13 protein-coding genes are annotated in these 20267 nt (G+C 55.7%); 8 read left to right on the top strand and 5 right to left on the bottom strand.

What is annotated here, in order from left to right; all coding sequences use genetic code 11:
- The first annotated feature begins 558 nt into the window (after positions 1 to 558).
- Positions 559 to 1509: a hypothetical protein gene (locus OSO_RS0124645; RefSeq protein ID WP_029247428.1), complete on the top strand. Its 951-nt coding sequence runs from the start codon at positions 559 to 561 to the stop codon at positions 1507 to 1509.
- Positions 1510 to 1610: 101 nt separating this feature from the next.
- On the opposite strand, the gene OSO_RS0124640 is transcribed toward OSO_RS0124645, so the two are convergent.
- Positions 1611 to 2882 (bottom strand): hypothetical protein, encoded by a 1272-nt coding sequence (locus tag OSO_RS0124640; protein ID WP_010585730.1) that lies wholly within the window; start codon positions 2880 to 2882, stop codon positions 1611 to 1613.
- 212 nt (positions 2883 to 3094) lie between these two features.
- Here OSO_RS0124640 and OSO_RS0124635 point away from each other — a divergent pair, with 212 nt between their 5' ends.
- Both OSO_RS0124635 and OSO_RS0124625 read left to right on the top strand, forming a co-directional pair.
- Positions 3095 to 3571, top strand: a complete 477-nt coding sequence (locus tag OSO_RS0124635) for a M50 family metallopeptidase (RefSeq protein ID WP_010585729.1) — start codon at positions 3095 to 3097, stop codon at positions 3569 to 3571.
- A 241-nt stretch (positions 3572 to 3812) separates the two neighbouring features.
- Positions 3813 to 4967, top strand: coding sequence for a DUF1559 domain-containing protein (locus OSO_RS0124625; RefSeq protein WP_169328673.1), 1155 nt, complete (start codon positions 3813 to 3815; stop codon positions 4965 to 4967).
- A gap of 62 nt (positions 4968 to 5029) precedes the next feature.
- Here OSO_RS0124625 and OSO_RS0124620 read toward each other — a convergent pair whose 3' ends face one another.
- A complete protein-coding gene (locus OSO_RS0124620; RefSeq protein ID WP_029247425.1) occupies positions 5030 to 5347 on the bottom strand; it encodes a YnfA family protein in 318 nt (105 codons plus the stop codon).
- 248 nt (positions 5348 to 5595) lie between these two features.
- On the opposite strand from OSO_RS0124620, the gene OSO_RS0124615 reads away from it, so the two are divergent.
- The 3 genes from OSO_RS0124615 (at position 5596) to OSO_RS0124595 (ending at position 10050) form a co-directional block, all read left to right on the top strand.
- A complete protein-coding gene (locus tag OSO_RS0124615) occupies positions 5596 to 6720 on the top strand; it encodes a DUF1559 family PulG-like putative transporter (protein ID WP_010585726.1) in 1125 nt (374 codons plus the stop codon).
- A 247-nt stretch (positions 6721 to 6967) separates the two neighbouring features.
- A complete protein-coding gene (locus tag OSO_RS0124605) occupies positions 6968 to 7237 on the top strand; it encodes a hypothetical protein (RefSeq protein WP_010585725.1) in 270 nt (89 codons plus the stop codon).
- A gap of 365 nt (positions 7238 to 7602) precedes the next feature.
- Entirely contained in the window at positions 7603 to 10050 is a 2448-nt protein-coding gene (locus OSO_RS0124595; RefSeq protein WP_010585723.1) for an efflux RND transporter periplasmic adaptor subunit, read from the top strand.
- Positions 10051 to 10128: 78 nt separating this feature from the next.
- Here the strand turns inward: OSO_RS0124595 and OSO_RS0124590 are convergent, their stop codons facing one another.
- From OSO_RS0124590 to OSO_RS0124580, 3 genes are all read right to left on the bottom strand, one after another.
- Complete coding sequence (locus OSO_RS0124590) at positions 10129 to 12369, bottom strand: TolC family protein (RefSeq protein ID WP_010585722.1); 2241 nt, start codon at positions 12367 to 12369, stop codon at positions 10129 to 10131.
- 231 nt (positions 12370 to 12600) lie between these two features.
- Positions 12601 to 14052 carry a DUF1501 domain-containing protein gene (locus tag OSO_RS0124585; RefSeq protein WP_010585721.1) on the bottom strand — a complete coding sequence of 484 codons (1452 nt, stop codon included), beginning with the start codon at positions 14050 to 14052 and terminating at the stop codon, positions 12601 to 12603.
- A 19-nt stretch (positions 14053 to 14071) separates the two neighbouring features.
- Positions 14072 to 16747 (bottom strand): PSD1 and planctomycete cytochrome C domain-containing protein, encoded by a 2676-nt coding sequence (locus tag OSO_RS0124580; RefSeq protein WP_010585720.1) that lies wholly within the window; start codon positions 16745 to 16747, stop codon positions 14072 to 14074.
- A gap of 575 nt (positions 16748 to 17322) precedes the next feature.
- Here OSO_RS0124580 and OSO_RS0124565 point away from each other — a divergent pair.
- The gene (locus tag OSO_RS0124565; RefSeq protein ID WP_010585718.1) at positions 17323 to 18255 is read left to right on the top strand and encodes an ABC transporter ATP-binding protein; all 933 of its coding nucleotides are present in this window, start codon (positions 17323 to 17325) and stop codon (positions 18253 to 18255) included.
- Between the two features lie 41 nt (positions 18256 to 18296).
- A complete protein-coding gene (locus OSO_RS0124560; RefSeq protein ID WP_010585717.1) occupies positions 18297 to 20099 on the top strand; it encodes an ABC transporter permease in 1803 nt (600 codons plus the stop codon).
- Positions 20100 to 20267 lie beyond the last annotated feature (168 nt).

Genomic DNA, 20267 nt, shown 5'->3' with positions numbered 1-20267 from the left:
GTTGCTCTGGTCAATGCACTGCGGATTCTACCGAACCGGGAAATTGTGCCTGTCCCTCTCTCTTCGGGATGTGAACGGTGACTACGGTGGGAGATCGGACTGGTCTTGCGTTCAGAAATGATCTGGCGACCACTGCATAACTATTACTAAATGGCTAAATTGTGATAATCTATTGATCTCGAAGCATCAGACGGTCAATATAGATTGGCGATTTCGAAATTCTCTCGAGAGAATGATCACTATTGAATCACAGGACGATATGTTTTGATCTGCCGTCCTCTGATCTGGATCGTGCGTTACTCGTCATGTTGTAACCGTTCACAGGCCGGGGACTGGCTTGGTTTTTCCGTGGCAATGGAAAGATTTGCTTTGGTCGATGGACTGAGGATTCCAATGTATCGAGGAAACCTGGCCGTTGCCCCTCGCTACGGACGATGAACGGTGACCATTCTGTTTTGTGCGGGCCACTGTTTTTCCGGGGCAAGGTGCTTCCGGAAGACGAATCGGCGCAGGATGCACTGCGGCGACTTGATCGGCTTCTCGCGTCGAGGTCATAGTATGCTGAATGTTGTGTCGGCGATCGCCTATAACAAATCTCATAAATATAATCAGCAGGCGATAGGGGTTATACAGCTCACCGTGGGTGCTAGCCTGACGGGCAACTGGGATTCGCAAGCGGTTCAGGCGGTCTACAACTGGCAGAAGTCCAAGAATGGAAAGATCGCCAAGGATGGCATGGTTGGCCCGGAAACTCTGGGGTATATGATCGGCGATCTGGAGTTTGCCGGACGCCCCCAAGACGCGAGTGTCTTACGTCAATTTCCTCACAAGCTGATCTCGCTGGGGGGCGGCGACGCACAAGTGAACCCGGTGGTTCAGTTCACTCAGTTCACCAGCCCCGCGTTCAAGATCATCAAGTACAAGAATCTGGGCCAGGATTGGTGGCGGCTGGAAGGAGGACTGAAGGTCACGATTCGCCTGAATCCTCTCTTGTCGGAAGGCGAACGTGTCAAGTTCGAGTATCGACAGTACATTCGCGGTCAGGCGTGGCTTCAAAACGGTGAATGGGACCCGCAAACCAACCGATGGACCGCAACCAGCCAGAACCAGATTTTGATCAGCCAGAAATTTGCCATTCCGCCCAGTGCCACACATCCGAAAGGTTTGACCACGGATTTCAAAGAAGATGGGATGATTCCCGATGTGGGGTCGACACCGATCCGTTTTGGTTATCGTGATACCGAGCAGATTGTGCAGGACAAGTTCAAAAGTGCGTGGATTCCCGATGGAAATGGCGACACGTTCATTCTGCACGACACGATTGGTTATGCCGAGCAGCAGTTCACCGACCCGAATACGGGGCGTAAGATCGATCCGAAAATCCACCTCGAACTCTTTTTCCGCGGGGCTATCTGGGAAACCATGCGCGACAGCAACGATGAAGTCGTTCTGGTTCGAGAGGTGCAGGCCAAAACCTGGCACTATCTCATCGATGACAACGTAAAATAATCTCGGTGCGATCCATTGTCTGGTTTCTTCCAACCTGACGTCGACATCCCTGAATCGTCTAGGTCCGTTGATGGCTGGCGCAAGATGTCGAATTTGTCGAATCAAGCGGCGTCTGCCGTCGCCGACATGATCGCGTCATACTCGTCGGCAGCAGCTGAGCCGACGAATTGACGAGTGCTCTTCCAGGCGGAGAGGTTGATCTGCATAAACAGATCGGCCCCGAAGACCGTCATGAACATCGATCGCCCCGTAATTTCCAGAAAGAACTCCACCAGGTCAAGGGGTTGCAGCAGCGACGTTTTCGGGTCCAGTCCCAAAAGATAAATCCCCAGGATGTCGTGCGTTTGAAGGTATGCGAAAAACAATCCCCCAGCGACCAGCGTCATCATACCGGCCGTGCGCTGAACGGTATACATCTGTCGATAGTCGGCATCGGTCACCAAAGGGCGCGTAAACACGCTGGCTCGGAACCCATAAATCAATGATGCGGACAGAATCAGCAGCATCCCCGCCAGGACCATCGGATGACTAAATACCTGGTTCACCGCCACGAAAATCACCAGGAGGAACAGGCCATAAAACGGCGCCGCGGCGACAAGAAACCAACCGGGCAGTGTGGCTTGAGGTAAAAGTGTTTTCACCCGCACACAGGCTTTCTGCACACCGGGCAAAAGTGACAGAACTGTCGGCAAGAGCATCGACAGATAGGTGAGTGCCTCGATCAGTCCGTCTTTGAATCGTTCCGATTTGGCAAGTGGTGAAAGGAGATCTGCGCTGTCACTGGGGCCATCCCACCAGCTCCAGGGGCAAAACGACAACAGAATCGGGGTGAGGAACGAGAATGCGAAGGCACAGACGAGAATTCGATAGGTAAACCGGAACTGAGTCCAGGTCGCGATCACAATCAATGCGGCGATCGGCAGCACATACAGCGCGGCAAGGTGGATCATCTCGTCAAACTGACTAAATGCCGATTTCGGCTTCTTCGCGAGATCTTTGACGGCATCTTCGTTTTCTGATTCGTCAGGAGACGCGTCATTTGAAATGGCGTCGGATTCCGGTCGCTGATCAATGCCGTCAATGAGTTTTGTTGCGGCAGGCAGCGTGGAACTTGCCTGCTTTGAAAACTGAGCAACCAGCGTTTCGAAAACATCTGGCTGGTCATCTTCTTCAAAGACTTCGCGATATGTCGACAGGCCCGCGCTGAGAATTGTCGAGATCACGACGACGATCATCAGGCTTGAACGCCAAGCCATGTACGCTTGCAGCACTGGGTTTCGGATTCCTGCTGCTTCCAGTGATGTTTGCTCGCTAGCAGTCGGAGCGACCGTCTGGAGGTTTGACGTGAAAGCTCGCTTGAAGACCCTGAACATCGAATTCCTTTTCGCTGGGGATCCCATAGGGGGCACCGGAATGCATCGACCATCCGTGGTTGGATGTGAGTATACGTAACGTTCGTAAGCGATTCCAGATCGAAGTCGTCTGTTGATTCGATGCCAAGCATTGACTCTTTGCCGAAGCGACGACAGCATCTCGGGCGGCCTATAAAGAGCTCGACCGCTTAACGGAATTACGAATCTGACTTATGCCCGAACTGATTGCTTATCACGAAGCCGGCCATGCGTTGATCGCCCATTTGCTTGGGGGAAAGGTGAAGCAGGTCACGATCGATCCAGACAATGATGATGGGCCCGCGCGGCAGGGTGACACGCAGATTCGCTGGCGGCGACCGGCGAGTGAAAAAGAGTTCGCGCAGAATGTCGTCCAGGTGTGTCTGGCCGGGCCGGTCGCCGAAATGATTTACTCGGGCGATCCCTATCACCCCGGAGTCGTCCCCGAATGGGCGGCCGACTGGCGCGAGGCCTGGTCAGCGTCGGCGATCTTGTTTCCGAATGAACGGCAGCGATTGAAATACCTGGAACAGGTCTCGGTTGAGCTCTACCGGCGGATGCAAAAAGACGCGCTCTGGGCGGCCTTGGCCGCTCTGGCAGATCACCTGCTGGCGCACGAGACGCTGGAAGGCGAGGATGTCGAAGAGATCGTCGCGGAGTGGATCGACTAGTCCGGTGTCACGACTCATTGTGCGGCTCGGCTGCGGGTGGCCGGGACGAGGCGAGCGAAACGCTGAAAGTGCCCCGGGCTTTCGGCAAAGCCTTCGGGCCTCGACCCTCGAACTTTTTGAGCGTGACCATGCACGGGCGTTGCTGTGCTGCCATGCCCTGCCGTGGCTTTCTTGTGTCGGTGATTCAAGGCACAGGGGTGAATCCGTCGCGTCAGCGCCTCGATTCGTTCCGGATTCCGAGATGACAATTGTCTTGACGATATCTGTTTGGACAAATATAGTCGAAACGTTAAATGAAAGCAGGCAGGTCGAAGTGCTCGCGACGGCCAGGCGAACCGACCTGCGGGCGATGCCCGAAATCGCCCCGATGGCACAAATGAGGGATTTCCAAATCGCAACAACCATTTCCCCACCACGAGTCAGCCGCCGCGCGGCCTTTACACTGATCGAGCTTCTGGTGGTGATCGCAATCATCGCCGTTTTGATCGCCCTGCTCTTGCCCGCCGTACAACAGGCGCGCGAGGCGGCGCGACGCACTCAGTGCAAGAACAATCTCAAGCTGTTCGGTCTGGCGCTTCATAATTATTTGGACGCCTACAGCGTGTTTCCCCCGGCTTGTGTCCTGCCTTTGAATCAAGTCTCCGACAGTTATTCGGCCCACGCTCGCATATTGCCGTATGTCGATCTTGCGACGCTGCAATCGTTGATTGACTTTTCGACGACCTACAAGAATCAGCCGTTGGTGACACAAGCTCGGATTTCGATGTTTCTGTGTCCCAGCGACATCAATGATCGGGCGAATGTCTCCGGAAGCCTGACCTACTATCCAAGCAACTACGCCGTCAGTTTCGGAACCTGGTTTGCCTGGAATCCGAATACGGGTGACACGGGGGATGGAGCCTTCGGTGTCAATTCTCGACTCAATCCCGCGCACTTCACCGACGGACTGTCCAATACGATCGGAGTCGCGGAGGTCAAGACATACCAAGCCCTGCTGCACGACGGTGGAAATCCCAATGTGCCTAACGCCCCGGTGCCAGCGACACCTACAGACGCGACTTCGTTGGGCGGTACCTATGATGCGAATCTGGCGCATGCCCAGTGGATCAATGGGATGTTGGTTCAAACTGGGATGACCACCACCTTCCCGCCGAATACGAAAGCGGCGTATGTCAACAGCGGGACGACGGTGGACGTCGACTACATGAGTACGCGGTTGGGAAACAGCGCGACGAATCTGAGCTACGGGGCCGTCACGGCACGAAGCTTTCATACCGGCATGGCTCACCTGTTACTGATGGACGGTTCAGTGCGAGCGGGAAGCAGCAGCACAGACCTTCAGGTGTGGCGATCCCTGGGAACAAGATCCAAGGGGGAAGTGACCGGCGAGTTCTGACAGTGCAGATCGATTAACCGTCCCTCTCTCGCGTCGCTGCGACGGGAGGATTTGTCGCTTGTTCATTTCGCCGATAGGACGATCGTGAGCATTCCTGCAAGGCAGAGTGCCGCTCCGATCCAATCACCGGATGTGGGCCTGATACCATCAACGGCCCACAGCCAAACAATGGCGGTTGTCACATAGACGCCGCCATAAGCCGCATAGATTCGCCCGGATGCCGCAGGGTGTAATGTGAGAAGCCAGGAAAAGAGTGACAGACTCAACGCGGCGGGAACGAGCAGCCATGGCGATTTCCCTTTCTGGAGCCACAAATAGGGAAGGTAGCATCCCAGGATCTCGGCAATCGCAGTCACCACAAAAAGGCCGCCCGTCTTCACGATTTCGCTGATGATTTGATCTCTCGGCAACGATGAAGGCTGTGCGTTGGCGGGGCTCCGATGCCACCGCAGATCGATTGACGCGTCGCGTCGGCTTTCTTGCCGCTGGGGTCTAAATGCGACGCGGATGAACATGCATGCTGACTCGACGAAGAGTAGAATGCAACTATCTGTTCGTGCTGGCGATGCGAGCACGCGCGACGGACTGCGAATTGCCGCCAGTGAGCTTTTGATGACGAGAATTTGCTATGCGAACGCTGCGTCCATTGCCCTGTGATCGAATCCGTGCCGCTTTAGCCGAATGCCGAAGAGTTCGAACGGCGTCGCGTCACGGCTTGACGTGGTTCGATGTGATTGTCTGTCTTGGAATTATTGCGGTCCTGGGCTCAATTCTCTTGCCGGCGACTCGCAATGCAAAGGGGACTGTAAAGAAGCTTGAGTGTCTGAACAACATTCGGCAAGTTGGGATCGCGACGATGAACTATTCGTCGAACTGGGAAGGAGCACTTCCGCCCCTGGCGAGTAAGATTTCATTTCTCAAAGAGAACCTCGAACAAGGTTCCCTTGCGGTCGGCTGGCCCGCCTTGTTGCTGCCGGCGTTAGACCAGACCTCGAAGTTAAAATCAATCAAGAAGAACGCCGCTCATTCGGCCGCAGACGCGAACGGACGTGTGACAATCAGTTCCGAAGATCAGACGGATATCACGGTATTTCGATGTCCCGCAGACGCCCGTTTCGCCCAACAGCGAGGGACACTGAGCTTTGTGATCAATTTTGGCTTTATTCCGCAGCAACTCTTCTCGGGTGATCCGAATGGATTGCATCGGCTAGGAGCGATGAGCTGGAACGAGAATGATGTTTTCAATGAGGACGAAGATCTGAAAATTTCCGCTGCGACAGGAGTGACTTGGCGACCTGCATCCGCGTTCACGCCTTCGTTGGATGCGATTGCGGGCGGAGATGGATTGGCACAGACAATCATGCTCACGGAGAATCTGCAAGCGGACACGTGGCACGGAACCGACACGACAGGCCTTGGTTTCGGAGTACCGGTCGCAACGTCCCGCGGACGCGTAGTTTTCGGTCAGGGACAGTTGCTGGAATCGGCCGCCAATCCCTTGAATGCAGAATTCGCCGGGAGCGAATTGAATGAAAAACGGCCGCGGGAGTGGCTGATCAACGCCGAACTGAAAGTCGCGCAGGGTACCAGGCCGCGACCGAGTTCGGCTCACGCGGGTGGCGTGAACGCCATCCTGTGTGATGGTTCTGGCAGATTTTTGTCGGAACAGATCGATTCTTTGGTTTACATCAAACTGGTCACGCCAAACGGAATGTCCTACGGCGAAGCGAAGCTCGACGAGCGATCATTTTAGGGATTTTGATGATTGCTAATAAACATGATGCCAATTGCCACCGTGTTGCCAGTGTTGATGCCAAACATCATCAAGGCTGGGCCTCTCACGTTTGTGTCGAATTTGCGCAAATCCCTTGATTACAGGCTCCTGTAGCAAAATGCGAAAACTTGGGGCGATGGCACGCTGATAGCTTATGCAACAGATCACCACGCTTCTCTGCTGTTGAGAAGACGGTTTTCAAGCCCTGGTGAAAGGTTCAGCGAATATGACGACCGCAACCGCTTCCAAGTTCACGTTCGAACGACTCGAAGATCGAATTGCCCCCAGTGCTCTGTTGATCGGTGCCGGTCTGGGACTTAGTGCCAGCGTTGGTGGCGGCGATTGCCACACGGCAGCACCTCCTAAAGATGATTTTTCGGCCTGTGCACCACCCAAAGACGACTTCTCATCAAGCTGTCGTCCCAGCACCCCGGCCTTGGGACTGAAGGTCGGCTTGAATGCTCTTCTCGGAGTCGTTCTTGGCGGTCGCCATTGATTCTTGAGGCGTTGCCGAGAATTCGCTCAATCGAGCCTGACTCACGTGTTATAGTTTGTTCGAGAGTGCGGGATGACCATCCCGCTGATGCCTTATCCCGCTCGCTTCTCATCCATCAGGCGTTCCGCCTCGCAGTTTCTCTTCGCTTCAAGCGACCTCTTCTGACAATCGTCACCCATCGCGCTCCTTTCAATTTCGCCTCTCGACATCCGTCGTCCGCGTTTTGACGTTTCGCCTTCGGTCGTATCGATTCCCTTTTCCAATTTGATCGATGTTCCCTGGATCGCGAATCGCGTCCTCGAGATCTTGCGTTTCGTCTGCCGTTCCCATTCAAACAACTCGTGTTCCGCTGACTTCAATCCATCATGATTGCCAGTGAATGTTCGTATCCACAGTGTCGCGATGACCTCGTCATTCGAGGGACGGACGCTGGCGAATATGTCGTTAAGTTGCCTCGTTCTGGTTCCTACTTTCGGATCGGGGAAGTTGAACGTTTCTTACTTGGCGAACTCAATGGTCAGCAGTCCGCGGACACAATATGTCACAACTTTCAACAACAGTTTGGAGACCCACTTAGCACCACCGATCTTGATGTGTTCATCAGCACCATCCGACCACTGGGACTGATGCATGTTGAGCCAGCGCCCGATGTCGCTTCCATTAACCCACCACCTAATGGAGTTGCAAAGGGCGCTGGCGAGACATCGACTACAGAGACCGAGCAGGGAAACATCCTGTTCTTCCGTCGAACGCTGTTTGATCCAGAGAGGATGTTTCAGTGGCTGGAACCGCGGATACGGTTTTTATGGACGCAAACGTTTGTTGCGCTTTCGACGATGGCGATCGTCGGAGCAATCTGGGTTACGTGGCAAAGCAAAGCAGATTTGGTTTCGACGCTACCGAAAGCGTTGCAATGGCAGACAATCGCCCTCTTCTGGGTGACGATGGTCGTCGTCACAATTCTACACGAGTTCGCTCACGGACTGACCTGCAAGCACTTTGGTAGTGAAGTTCGCGAGATCGGTGTCCTGGTCGCGTTCTTGACCCCGTGCTTTTTTTGCAACGTCACTGATGCCTGGCTGATTCCCAAAAAATGGCATCGGCTGTGGGTGACGTTGGCAGGCGCGTATTGCGATTTGTGTATCTGGGCACTCGCCGTCTTCCTTTGGCGGGTGACTGTTCAAGACACACTGGTGAATCGTCTTGCCTATGTCGTCCTCTCGATTTGTGGCGGGCGAATCCTGTTCAATCTCAATCCGCTATTGCGACTTGACGGGTATTACCTGCTGAGCGACTGGCTCGAGATTCCCAACCTTCGACAGCGATCCGAAATCGTCTGGATGCAGTACGTCCGTTGGCTTCTCTGGGGGGCGGAACGACCGCGTCCGCAGGCGGACGGCAGATCGCTTGTGATTTATGGATTTTGCAACTGGCTGTTCACGATGGCCTTCCTGCAGGTCATGTTGATTGGAATTCTTCGTTTCATGGGGGCGCGCGTTGGACTCATCGGGCTCGTGATCACGCTCTTGCTGGTCGTCCTGACGTTGAAGCGTCTTTTCAGTGGCTTCTTTACAAGTGAGTTTCGCACCATGATTGTCAGTCGACCGACACGAACGGCCTTATGGGGAACCGGCCTTGCCGCCGTTTGCAGCGCGATCTGTCTAGTCCCCGCTCGACACATCGTCAAAGGTGACTTTGAAGTTCGACCGGGAACTCGTACCGAAGTCCACGCGCCGATCGCGGGCTTTGTGAAAACCATTCATCATCGCGAGGGAGATCGAGTCGAGCCCGAAATGCTGCTGCTGGAACTCGACGTACCAGACCTTGTCAGCCAGATCACGCGAAAACGGGCTGAAGTCCAGGAAGTGCAAGCATCGCTCAACCGGCTCCGAAGCGGACACCGGACTGAAGAACTGGACGAGCAACGCCGCCGCATCTCTCGCGCAGAATCCTGGCGCGATCTCGCGATCGAAGATCTGTCGAATGCGAGAACGGCGTATGAACAGGAGCTGGTGCGGCTGGATCATCAGGTGAAACAGTCGGAAACCGAGGTGACTTACGCGCTCCATTCTGTTGGTCGTGCTGCCAAGCTGTATCGGCTCGGGGCGCTCGCCGACGAACAGTATCGGTCCGAGCACAAGCGGTACGAGCTTTCCAATTCGCGGCTGGCTCAAGCCAAGGCGGCAAAAATCGCGCGCGAAGCAGATGGCGTGCGCGCCGCTCAGGCAGAGCTCGCGCGACGTGAAAAAGAATTGGAAGACTGTCGGTCGACTCTGGTGATCATGGAAGCGGGAAGCCGATCAGAGGACATCGAGGCCGAAACGGCCCGGTCCGATCGCTTGAAGGAAGAGCTGGCGTACTTGCTGGAACAGCAGGGCCAATTGAAGGTCAGTTGTCCGGCGGCGGGAATCGTGTCGACACCTCATCTGGAAGAACGCGTGAACCGATTGGCCGAGCGCGGTTCATTAATCTGCACAATTGACGACATCTCAAAACTGAATGTCGAGATTCAGGTGGCGGAAGAAGATGTTGCGGGGATTACTCCTGGACAGTCGATCGAACTTAAAGCACGCGCCCTGCCCTTTGACACGTTTGTGGCCGAGGTTGACCGGATCGCACCCGTTGCCGTCGGAATTCCCGACAAACGCCAGAACCAGAACATGGTCACAGTCTATTGCCACGTGGCGAACGCAGACGCCAAGTTGAAGGCTGGGATGACCGGGATTGCCCGTGTCCATCGAGGGCGTCGTACACTGGCGCTGAATTTGATCAACCAAGCGTTACGTTATATTCGTACGGAATTCTGGTGGTGAACGCGAACGTTCGTCATCAATTGGATGCTTGCGGACAAGCAATTCAGCCATTCATTCGGGCGAGTCTCGAGTTCACGATCATCTTAGATTGGCGTCGATTGTTTGTGCCGCTCTGAGAGACGACGCGTTTGTTGGTCGAGTCGATTTCCGTTGTTCGCGATCTTCGCGAAATGCCGTGTGCCCCGAAAGCGTGATGGCCGACTCTGCTTGCGACGCCGATGTCGGGTATCGAGATGTCGGATAGGGGACCAGATTCGATGTCCCCGGCTGCGCGGGAGTCATCGGAACAGCGCGCGATTCGTTGACAGGTCCCATTGAACGCGATGCGCTCTCGCTCGATTGCGTGGGGGCGACCCGTGATGAGGATGCGGGCAATGGGCGAGCGGCCAGGGATTCTGTGCTGGTTCCAATTCCGAACAAGGTGTGCGCTTGCAGCCGAACCATTTGGCAGGGATCGTGATCGAGTTCGATTCCGCGGTTCTGAAGCAGCGTCCCCTGGGCTTCGTCAATTCGCGCCAGTTGCACGTTGTAGCGCGCGAGAAGCTGGCTGGCATCGGTCGTCGCGTCAACATGCATTCGCAAGGCGTTTTGATAGTCATACATCGCCAGTAGCAGCCAATTCGGGTTGGCATCTTCCGCAGGCGGCGGATTCGAATAGCGGACTCGCGCCGTACGAATCCATTCTTCGCTGTTTCTCACCCGGCGGGCAGAAAGGTCATACTGTGCGAGAATGGTTTCTGTATCGCGGAGCAGATCGGCCAGGGCAAATCCCACATTCTGGATCGCCTGCTGCATGACGATTCGATCCCGCATCAATTGAAGTTCCGCGGCATTCAGGGCCGACTTGGCGGCTCGGTTGCCGATAGGGATTGAGAACGTGACGCCCAAAGTCACATCGCTGTACTGGAATCCCACCATCTGCTGCAGCGCGGTATCCAGCCCCTGTCCGACTCCATTGCTGCGATACAGCGCCTGCAGGTCGAGCTGAGGGCGAATTCCGTTTCGAGCAACGGAATATTCCAGTTCGCGAATGCGAACGCCAAGGCGTTGCCGGACCAAGTCCGGACGGTTGTCAATGGCGGTGGCAACCGCCGACGCGTGGTCGGTGACCGCGAGTTCACGTTGTGGGGCGTCGGTTGGAACAAGGCGAGTTCCGTCGGAAAGCCCCAAACGGATCAAGTTACGAAGTCTCAGTTCCTTGCCCACCACATCGTTGCGAGCCTGAAATCGCTGCTGTTGCAGCAGATCAAATTGCATGCTGGCTCGTGCGACATCCGCTCCGATCGAAAGTCCATGTTCGGCGCGATGCCCCTCCACTCGCACGATTTCGCTCATCAACGGCAAGACGAACTCCATGGCTTCGAGTGCGACGAGCGACGCCTGCAGGTCCCAGTAGGCCGTCTCGATGCTACGGACATGCGCGAGCATCGCCTGTTTAAAATCCCAGCAAGATTGTTCCGCTCGCAATTGTGCGATGCGAATCGGGGCGAGGTTCACCGCAAAGCCAGCACCGCGTAGCAACGGCTGCTGTGCCTGAACGACAAGGTCCGAGGTGTAGATCGGGTTGTATTGATTGACCGCTCCATTCGGTAGGAACAGGTAGCCCAGTGGAGGTAGATACCCCACCGTCGTCGACGCACCGGTGGCCCAGGTCTTTGTCAGAGATCCCGTGAAGTTGCCCTCATCACGACGGACATATTGGGGGATACCTGGACCGAAAAACGTTCCGGATGGTTCGTTGATGCGACTGCCCAGGTATCCGGTGGTGATCCGTGGATCAAAAACTGTCGCCGCGAAGTTGGAATTCGCCTGCATAATGGCGGGGTCATAAACTGTTGCGCCAGAAATCTGGACTCCCCCGGCATCAAGCGTCAATGCGACATCGGACTTCATCATCGAGATCTCGATCGCATTTCTGAGCGTTAAGTCGCGCGGTGCGTCGCGGAACATCAGCGACGGAGTCAGCGGCCGAATTCCGGCTTCGGCTTCAATCGCTCGCATCACTGGCGAATCCAGATCCTCTACAGGCGCGGCGGGATCAAACGACTCGGCAGATACGGCGTTATTAATGCCATTCACAACACCAGATTGCTCACCTGACGTCGTTCGTTGTCCCGTCGGCAGATTTCTGATGGGAATCGAACGGTCCTGGCCGAAGGCCTCGGTGACATGCAACCACGAAACGAAGAGGACGGTCACGCAGGCCGAAATGGCGAACAGTGCGCGTGTCTGATCGACGACTGACGATTTGAATTGAGGGCGATCCAGCTTGTTCCGAGCCAAGTGCTGCGACCGTCGAGTGGATCGATTGCAGAGCATAGCGAGCACGTCTCTTGAATCGGGGGGTCGCACGGCGCGCAACGATCCACGAAGAGCCACACTCGAGATGAAGCGGCTCAGGTGAAGCGATGTCTGGTTGGGACGTTGGAAGAGGGGTGCGGGATGCTATCGGCCGGATTGAAATCGTGCAATGTTGTTTATTTCCGCGGCGGTTTTCCTGAGGCTCGTATCAGGAAAGCCCTGTTGACGATAATTCGATCTGACCGCGGCTCAGGCCAGGATTCCCTGAACGACCTCACCATGTACGTCCGTCAAACGGTATTGTCGCCCCTGATACCGGAACGTAAGTCGAGTGTGATCAATGCCACACAGGTGCAGAATGGTCGCTTGCATGTCATGGACGTGCACCGGGTCAGATGTGATATTCCAGCCGAAATCGTCGGTCGAGCCATAGACGAGCCCCGGTTTCACGCCACCGCCCGCCATCCACCAACTGAAGGCGCGACCGAAGTGATCACGCCCTTTGGGGTTCGTCGGGTTTCCCTGACCGAACGGCGTGCGTCCGAATTCACCGCCCCAGATGACCAGTGTATCGTCGAGCATCCCTCGCTCTTTCAGGTCTTGCACCAGGGCCGCCGAGGGGCCTTCTGTATCCAGACACTGCTGCTCCAGTTGTGTAAAGAGATTGCTGTGCTGATCCCAGCCCGCATGCATCAATTGAACAAACTGAACACCGCGTTCCAGCAAGCGGCGCGCAATCAGGCAATTATTGGCGAAGGTTCCTTTCGACAAGGCGTCGACGCCGTAGCGATCGAGCGTACGCTTCGTTTCTCCCGAGAAATCGACCAGGTCCGGAACGCTGGTCTGCATCCGAAACGCCATCTCGTACTGGGCGATTCGAGTTTCAATTTCTGGATCACCGCATTCATGCAAGTGGGCGGCATTCATCGCGGCCAGATCATCCAGCAATGCCCGGTTTGCGCCCACGCTGACACCCGGCGGATTGGCCAGGTACGGAACAAGATCACCCGTGTTCCGGAATCGCACTCCTTGAAAGCGGCTTGGCAGAAACCCACTTCCCCAATAGTAATCGAAGAACAACTGACCACACGTTTTCGCCCGATCACTTGAAGTCATGACGACGAATGCGGGAAGGTTTTCACTCTCGTTGCCCAGACCGTACGACATCCAGGCGCCCAGGCTGGGGCGTCCCGGCACCTGCGCACCCGTCAGAAAAAATGTCACGCCGGGGGCATGATTCACGGCTTCGGTATGCATGCTTCGAACCACGCAAATGTCATCGACAATACTGCCCACGTTGGGAAGCATTTCGCTGAGCATGACACCGGATTTACCATACTGCTTATGTGGCTTGATCGCCGGTTGACAGGGCCAGTTTGCATAGCCGCTGGACATTGTCGAAAGGCGAGTCGTACCGCGAATGGAATCGGGGATGTCTTGTCCGGCCCATTCGCGAAGCATCGGTTTGTCGTCGAACAGATCGACGTGCGAGGGGCCACCACCCTGCCACAACATGACGACACGTTTGGCCTTGGGGGCAAAGTGCGGAAGTCCGGGCAGCCCCTGCTCACGGCCCAAGGCGGTCGAATGAGATTGTCCCAGCAGCGACGCGAGTGCCGCGACGCCCACGCCGGTCGCCGACGTGCCAAAGAACTGGCGTCGATTGAGTCGCTGCATTTGTTCTGCAAGCAATTCGTGCATGAGTTCTCTTTCGTAATCGCTATTCCCGTGTCAGGGCTTCATCCAGATTCAAGATCATTCGACAGACCGCCGTCAGTGCCGCATGGTCGGTCAGATCGAGCGACTCGTCACGTTTCGCCGTTCCCACTGACAGCAGTTCTTTGGCCAACTCGGGCTCCTGGCGATAAATGGCCGCCTGGCGGTTAAAGGCTTTTGTCAAATAGGCCAGGTCGGATTGTGTTACAGGGCGACCAATGACTCGGCGAAAGATCGCGGTCAGTCGCGCCTCGAGGTCGGATGCCGACTTCATGCCATGTTCTGCGAGAACCCGCGCCGCTTCGACCCAGGTCGGATCATTCAACGTCGTCAACGCGTGCAGCGGTGTGCTGGTGGCTGCCAGACGGACTCGACACGTCTGCCGATTGGAGGCATCGAACATATTGGCCGGTCCCACCGTGCGTCGCCAAAAGGTATAGATGCTTCTGCGATAGAGGTCACTACCCGATGATGCAGGGTAGGTAAAGTCGCGTTCTTTCGTGATCGCCAAGGGTTCCCAGATGCCGGCGGGCTGATAAGGATACACCGGTGCCCCGCCCAATCGCTCATTCAGTAAACTGGATGCGCTGAGCGCCCAGTCTCGCAGCAGCATGGCCGGCATTCGAAATCGGCTGGCACGCGCGAACAGGCGGTTTTCGGGGTCGGCAGCACGTAAGGCGGGGGACAATCGGCTTGATTGACGGTAGGTGGTGCTCGTGACAATCAGGCGGTGTATGTGCTTCATGCTCCAACCGCGTTCACGGAACTCAACGGCCAGCCAGTCGAGTAGCGATCGATGCAGCGGATACTCGCTTTGCACACCAAAGTCTTCTGCCGTTTTTACCAGCCCCGTTTCGAAGAAGTGCTGCCACATTCGATTGACTTGAACTCGTGCCATCAGCGGGTTCTCGGGGGCAATCAGCCATTGTGCGAATCCCAGTCTGTTGCGTGGTAATCCGTCGGCCAGTGGTGGCAGAAATGCGGGAGTATTGAAGGCAACCTTGTCTTTGGGTTTCAGGTATTCGCCACGATCGAGGATGGCCGTTTCTCGCGGTTGTCCGTCGCTCATGATCATCGGCCGCGGAATCTGGTCACCCTTATAGTCGGCGAACTGCTTTCGGGTGGCGTCGAGTTGTCCAAGAATCGGAATCTTACTGTTCAGTCCTGGGCGGACCTGCTTGTCGAACAGGCTGCGAAGCTCCGCTTCCACTTGTTTTTTTTCATCCTCCGTTCGTTCGCCTTCAGGCTTTTGCAGTAGGGTGACAACACTGGCAGGCAGCCCCGTCACATCGGCCGGATTGGTGTCGGCCGCGATTCCCTGACGCCATCCTTCGTACGCGGCATTCGCGAGCGGCGCGGCCTGTTCGTCGAGTTGCTTGATGCGAGATTCGTACTCGGCAATCTGTCTTCGATTCTCATCCGTCAGCAGTTCCAGAAAAGGAGCGGCAACACGGATTCGGCTGGACATCCGTTGTGGTGTCCCGGTTTCGGGGACGCGGTTGAAGGCGTCCAGTAATCCGTAATAGTCTTGCATGGTCAACGGGTCGTATTTGTGATCATGGCACTGTGAACAGGCCATCGTCAGCCCCAGCCAGGTCGTGGCGGTGGTGTCGACGCGATCAAACAGATTGACAAACCGTTGCTCTTCGGCGATCGCGCCACCCTCGCCGTTCAACAGATGATTGCGATTGAAGCCGCTAGCGAGCTTTTGTTCGGTTGTGGCATTGGGCAGCAAGTCGCCCGCCAATTGCCAGATTGTGAACTGATCAAACGGCTGGTCTTGATTGAGTGCTCGAACAAGCTCGTCGCGCCACATCCATTGCCAAGTATCACCATCTTGCTGAAATCCATTGCTATCGGCATAGCGTGCCGCGTCCAACCAGGGCAGCGCCATACGCTCGCCATAGTGCTCGTTTTGCAGCATCCGATCGACAAGGGTCTCATAGGCAAGAGGATCTGGATCGGCGAGAAACGCATCGACCTCGGCCGGCGTCGGTGGAAGACCGAGTAAATCGATCGAGAGACGACGGATCAACTTCGCACGATCCGCCTCGGGAGACGGTTCAAGTTCCGTCGCTTCGAGCTTGCCAAGGACGAAACGATCGATCGGATTGCGAGACCACTTCTCGTTCTTGACGGACGGTTCTGCAGGTCGCACCGGTGTCACGAAGGCCCAGTGCGTCTGGTACTTGGCGCCTTCGGCAATCCACCGCTGCAGCAACTCTTTCTGTTCCGGCGACAATCGGCGATTCGATTTCGGCGGTGGCATCTGTTCGTCGGGATCACCCGAGAGAATTCGCCGTACGATCGAGCTGTTTGCCGTATCGTGGGGAATAATCGCCTTGGCTTGGATGGCGGCATCGCGTTGATCGAGCCGCAAATCGGCTTGCCGTTTGTTGCCATCCTGACCATGACAATAGAAGCAGTTTTCGGAAAGAATGGGACGAATATCGCGGTTGTATTCGATCGAATCCGCGGCCTGGACGGGTAACGTGCTCACAATCAAGGCGACAGTCAGCAGGATCGAGTCACGAAGGAATGCCTCGCCCCCTCGTTGCGGATCACGCGTTTCGAACCGTCGATGACCACTCACAGCCGTCGCCGCGACTCGGTGACGCTCGTCGCGACAACGACGTATCATTTGTGAATGTGTAAATGCCAGCGCGAGCGGATTGAACATCGGCATTCGTTTCGAAGTATGTGGCCAGGTGAGCGAAGCAGAACAGCAGGCAGGTTTGGGACTCGAGATCGCTTCAAAGGCGAAGCGTGTCGACGGCCCGGTCGGCGGTGGTCGCAAGGCGCAGGTGTGGAATTCAAACTAATCGAACATAATCGCTTGACGTGTCCGTCGCCAGCCGCTTTTTCGACAAGACCTGTTCTGAGGAAACGCAGGAAATACAAGATTGTCGAGTTCGTTGACGCGCAGGCGACGAATTCGATCGATTTCGATGAGAGGGGTTCCGATCGAATCGTAGTTTGCGATCGTTTCGGGAGCTCCGTGTCCTTGCCGCCGATCCCACGAACAGATTAGTGTGTCAGACATAGTGTCTGCTCGCCCGCTTGGAAGTCCGGTTCGTGAACTCGCGACGCGACCAGGGCGAGCATGTCATTTCAGGTCGAGATGGAAAACAATGGATCGCGTTGCCAGGTCACCCGGTAACGACGTCGGCGGATTCCTCCGTCGGGAGTTTGTATTGTCAGGCGGAGGTGACGACCGGTCGAATGGTGTGAGCATTTCGTTTTGAAGGAGTCGGCATGCTGGCCGTCGATGTACAGAATCTGACGATTCAATACGGCAAGTTGGAAGCAGTCAAAGGGATTTCGTTGCAGATTCCCCCCGGCGAGGTGTTCGGGTTCATTGGCCCCAACGGTGCCGGAAAGTCGTCGACCATCCGCGTTTTGGCAACGCTCCAGCCGAACTATCGCGGTGTCGCCCGGGTGATGGAACTCAATATTCGATCCAAGCCGCAGCTCGTGCGTGAACAAATTGGGTACGTTCCGGATTTTTTTGGCGTCTACGAAGACTTAACGGTTCGCGAGTACCTGCATTTTTTTGCTGCCGCCTATCGTCTGTCACCCCAGAAACGCAAGGCGGTTGTCGAAGATGTCCTGCAGTTGACGGACCTGACTGGCAAAATTGATTCGCAGGTCGATTCGTTGTCGCGAGGAATGAAGCAACGATTGTCGCTGGCACGCGTGTTGTTGCACGATCCGGCCGTCCTGTTGCTCGACGAACCGGCATCGGGCCTTGATCCTCGTGCCCGCATTGAAATGCGCGAGCTGCTGAAGGCGCTGAAAGAGATGGGCAAGACCATCATCATCTCCAGTCACATCTTGCATGAACTTGCGCAGCTTTGTACCCGGATTGGAATCATTGAAGCCGGACGGATGGTCGCGCAGGGGTCCGTCGCCGAGATCTACCAGCGGCTGGGAGTGCTGAAGATTGTCCACGTGCAAGTCGCGTTTCAAACTCCGGATTTAATTGAGCAATTGCGGCAGCTTGAGGGCGTGACCCAGGTTGACGACCAGGTGGACCGAATTTCGATCCGCTTTCAAGAAGGCAGCCTAGAAGTCGAGGATCTGCACGACTTCATTCACAAACAAGGGGCACGAATCCGGATGTTCCAGCCGGAGGTCATGGATATGGAAACGGCATTCATGAAACTGACGGAAGGCCAGACGGCCTGAATTGGAAACCGGTTCGAGACGTGTCGATGAGGAACAGGTTCGTGAAGCTGCTGCAACTTTTCAGTCTGCCCCTGCTGACCAAGGAATTGATCGAACAAGCCCAGAATAAGCGCACATACATCTTTCGCGTCATTTACGCGATTGTGCTGTATGGCGTGGCGCTGGTGCAGTACGACATGATTGGGGGATCGGGGTTTGCTGGCGTCCTGAACATGGGCAGTGGACGACGGTTGTTCGACGCGCTGGTCATGTTGCAGGCCTCTCTGATTTTTCTCTTGATCCCGCCGATTACTTGCGGTGCACTGACGATCGAAAAAGAGAAAGATACCCTCGCACTGCTTCTGTTGACCAAGCTGAGTCCCCTGACGATTGTCTTTGAAAAGTTGCTCAGCCGTGTCTTCACGATGGCCACCTATCAACTGCTGTCACTGCCACTGTTCGCCATTATCTACGGAATTGGCGGTGTAGATCTTGCAGACATGCTGATCGGTGTTTCGGGGCTCGTTTCGCTGACATTTCTCGTCGCGTCGATTTCAATCTTGTGTTCCACCTGGTTTCGAACGACGTCCTCGGCATTCGTGTCGACGTATCTGCTGATCTTCTGCCTGCTGTTCTGCCTGACACCGTTCGCGATGTTCCTGGCTCGATTGATCCTCATGCGCCTGTACTCCGCTCCCAATCCCTTTGGGGCGCGTCCAAGTAGCGGGTTGACCGGCGATCTCATCCGCTTTTTCTTCAATGAAACATTTATTGTCGTCACTGTGTTTCCGATGCTTGCGTCGCTGCTGATTCTGTTTGCCGCGTCGCGAGTGCTCGTCCGTCGCGCGTTTTTGCCCATTCGCAATCTGGTGCTCGAAGCGTTTCAAGTCGCCGATCGTTTCTTTACGGAGCTCAACCGAGTCACCACAGGCGGAATTGTGCTCGTAACGGACCAAGATCCGTTGCCGCAGGACGATGCGATCACCTGGCGCGAGACGCGAAAGAAGTCGCTGGGAACATTCCGCTATCAGTTTCGTATTCTGATGATGTTGATGGCCCCGCTCATCATTGCGATTTCGATGACACTGTCCGATGGCCGGATGAATGTCGTGGGGCCCGTCCCCGGTTTTCAGGCGTTCTTTTGGATCGTGTCGATCATCTGTGTCACCATTCATGCCACGGGCGTGATTCCATCGGAACGAATTCGCCAGTCACTGGATGTGCTGCTGGTCATGCCGGTGTCGTCGAGCGAGATTGTGCTGCAAAAGCTGTCGGGCGTCAGGCGGTTGATCCTGATTCTGCTGGTGCCCTTCACAACACTTCTCGTGTTTCAGGCCGTCTGGAGCAGCTATGTCGTCGTCAGCCCCTCGCCAGTCGATTGGCACAAAGCGGCTTTGAAGCTGGCGACGATGGCTCTGACTTCGATCGTCTACTTGCAGCTGATCATGTGGCTCGGTTTTCAGCTTGGCCTGAGGATGCGAACCCAGATGCAGGCCGTGCTGGCCACGTTTGCACTGGTTGGTGCGGCCTGTGCCGTACCGGCGATCATCGTCGGCCCCGTCGATTTCGAGTCGCTAGACGTTTTTTTCGAGTCGTTTAGCCCGCGTCAGATGATCTTCGAATCAGATGCCCTGATCGGTCTGGGGCAAAATCCTCAGGCGCTGAATCACAATTTGACTCTGAACCTCATCGTTGCCTGGTGTATTTTCTGCTTGCACTTCACGATCTACATTGGGTTGACCTGGTGGCTGCGCCGCAATGCTCTTCACCAGTTCTCACGAATCGTCGGACGAACCGAACCACAACCGGAAGAACCGACTGTCGCGAATGAACTTCAACCGGTTGGACGAGTCGTCATGGAATGAGGCCGGCCGAATAATCGCTATTTTCGTTGCGGCTTTCGTATTCGGAACATTCTCGGCAGGGTAGCCCCTTGTCAGCGGGGAAAATGCAGCGATAGACTTAAGCGTGCGGTACACCGTCCGTAACGATCCTGCCTGCCGATTTCGAATTTCGGGTCAGGTGTCCGGATG

Source organism: Schlesneria paludicola DSM 18645, assembly GCF_000255655.1.
Taxonomy (GTDB): domain Bacteria; phylum Planctomycetota; class Planctomycetia; order Planctomycetales; family Planctomycetaceae; genus Schlesneria; species Schlesneria paludicola.
Note: the sequence above shows the minus strand (reverse complement) of the source record. Positions and strands in the feature narration are given on the sequence as shown.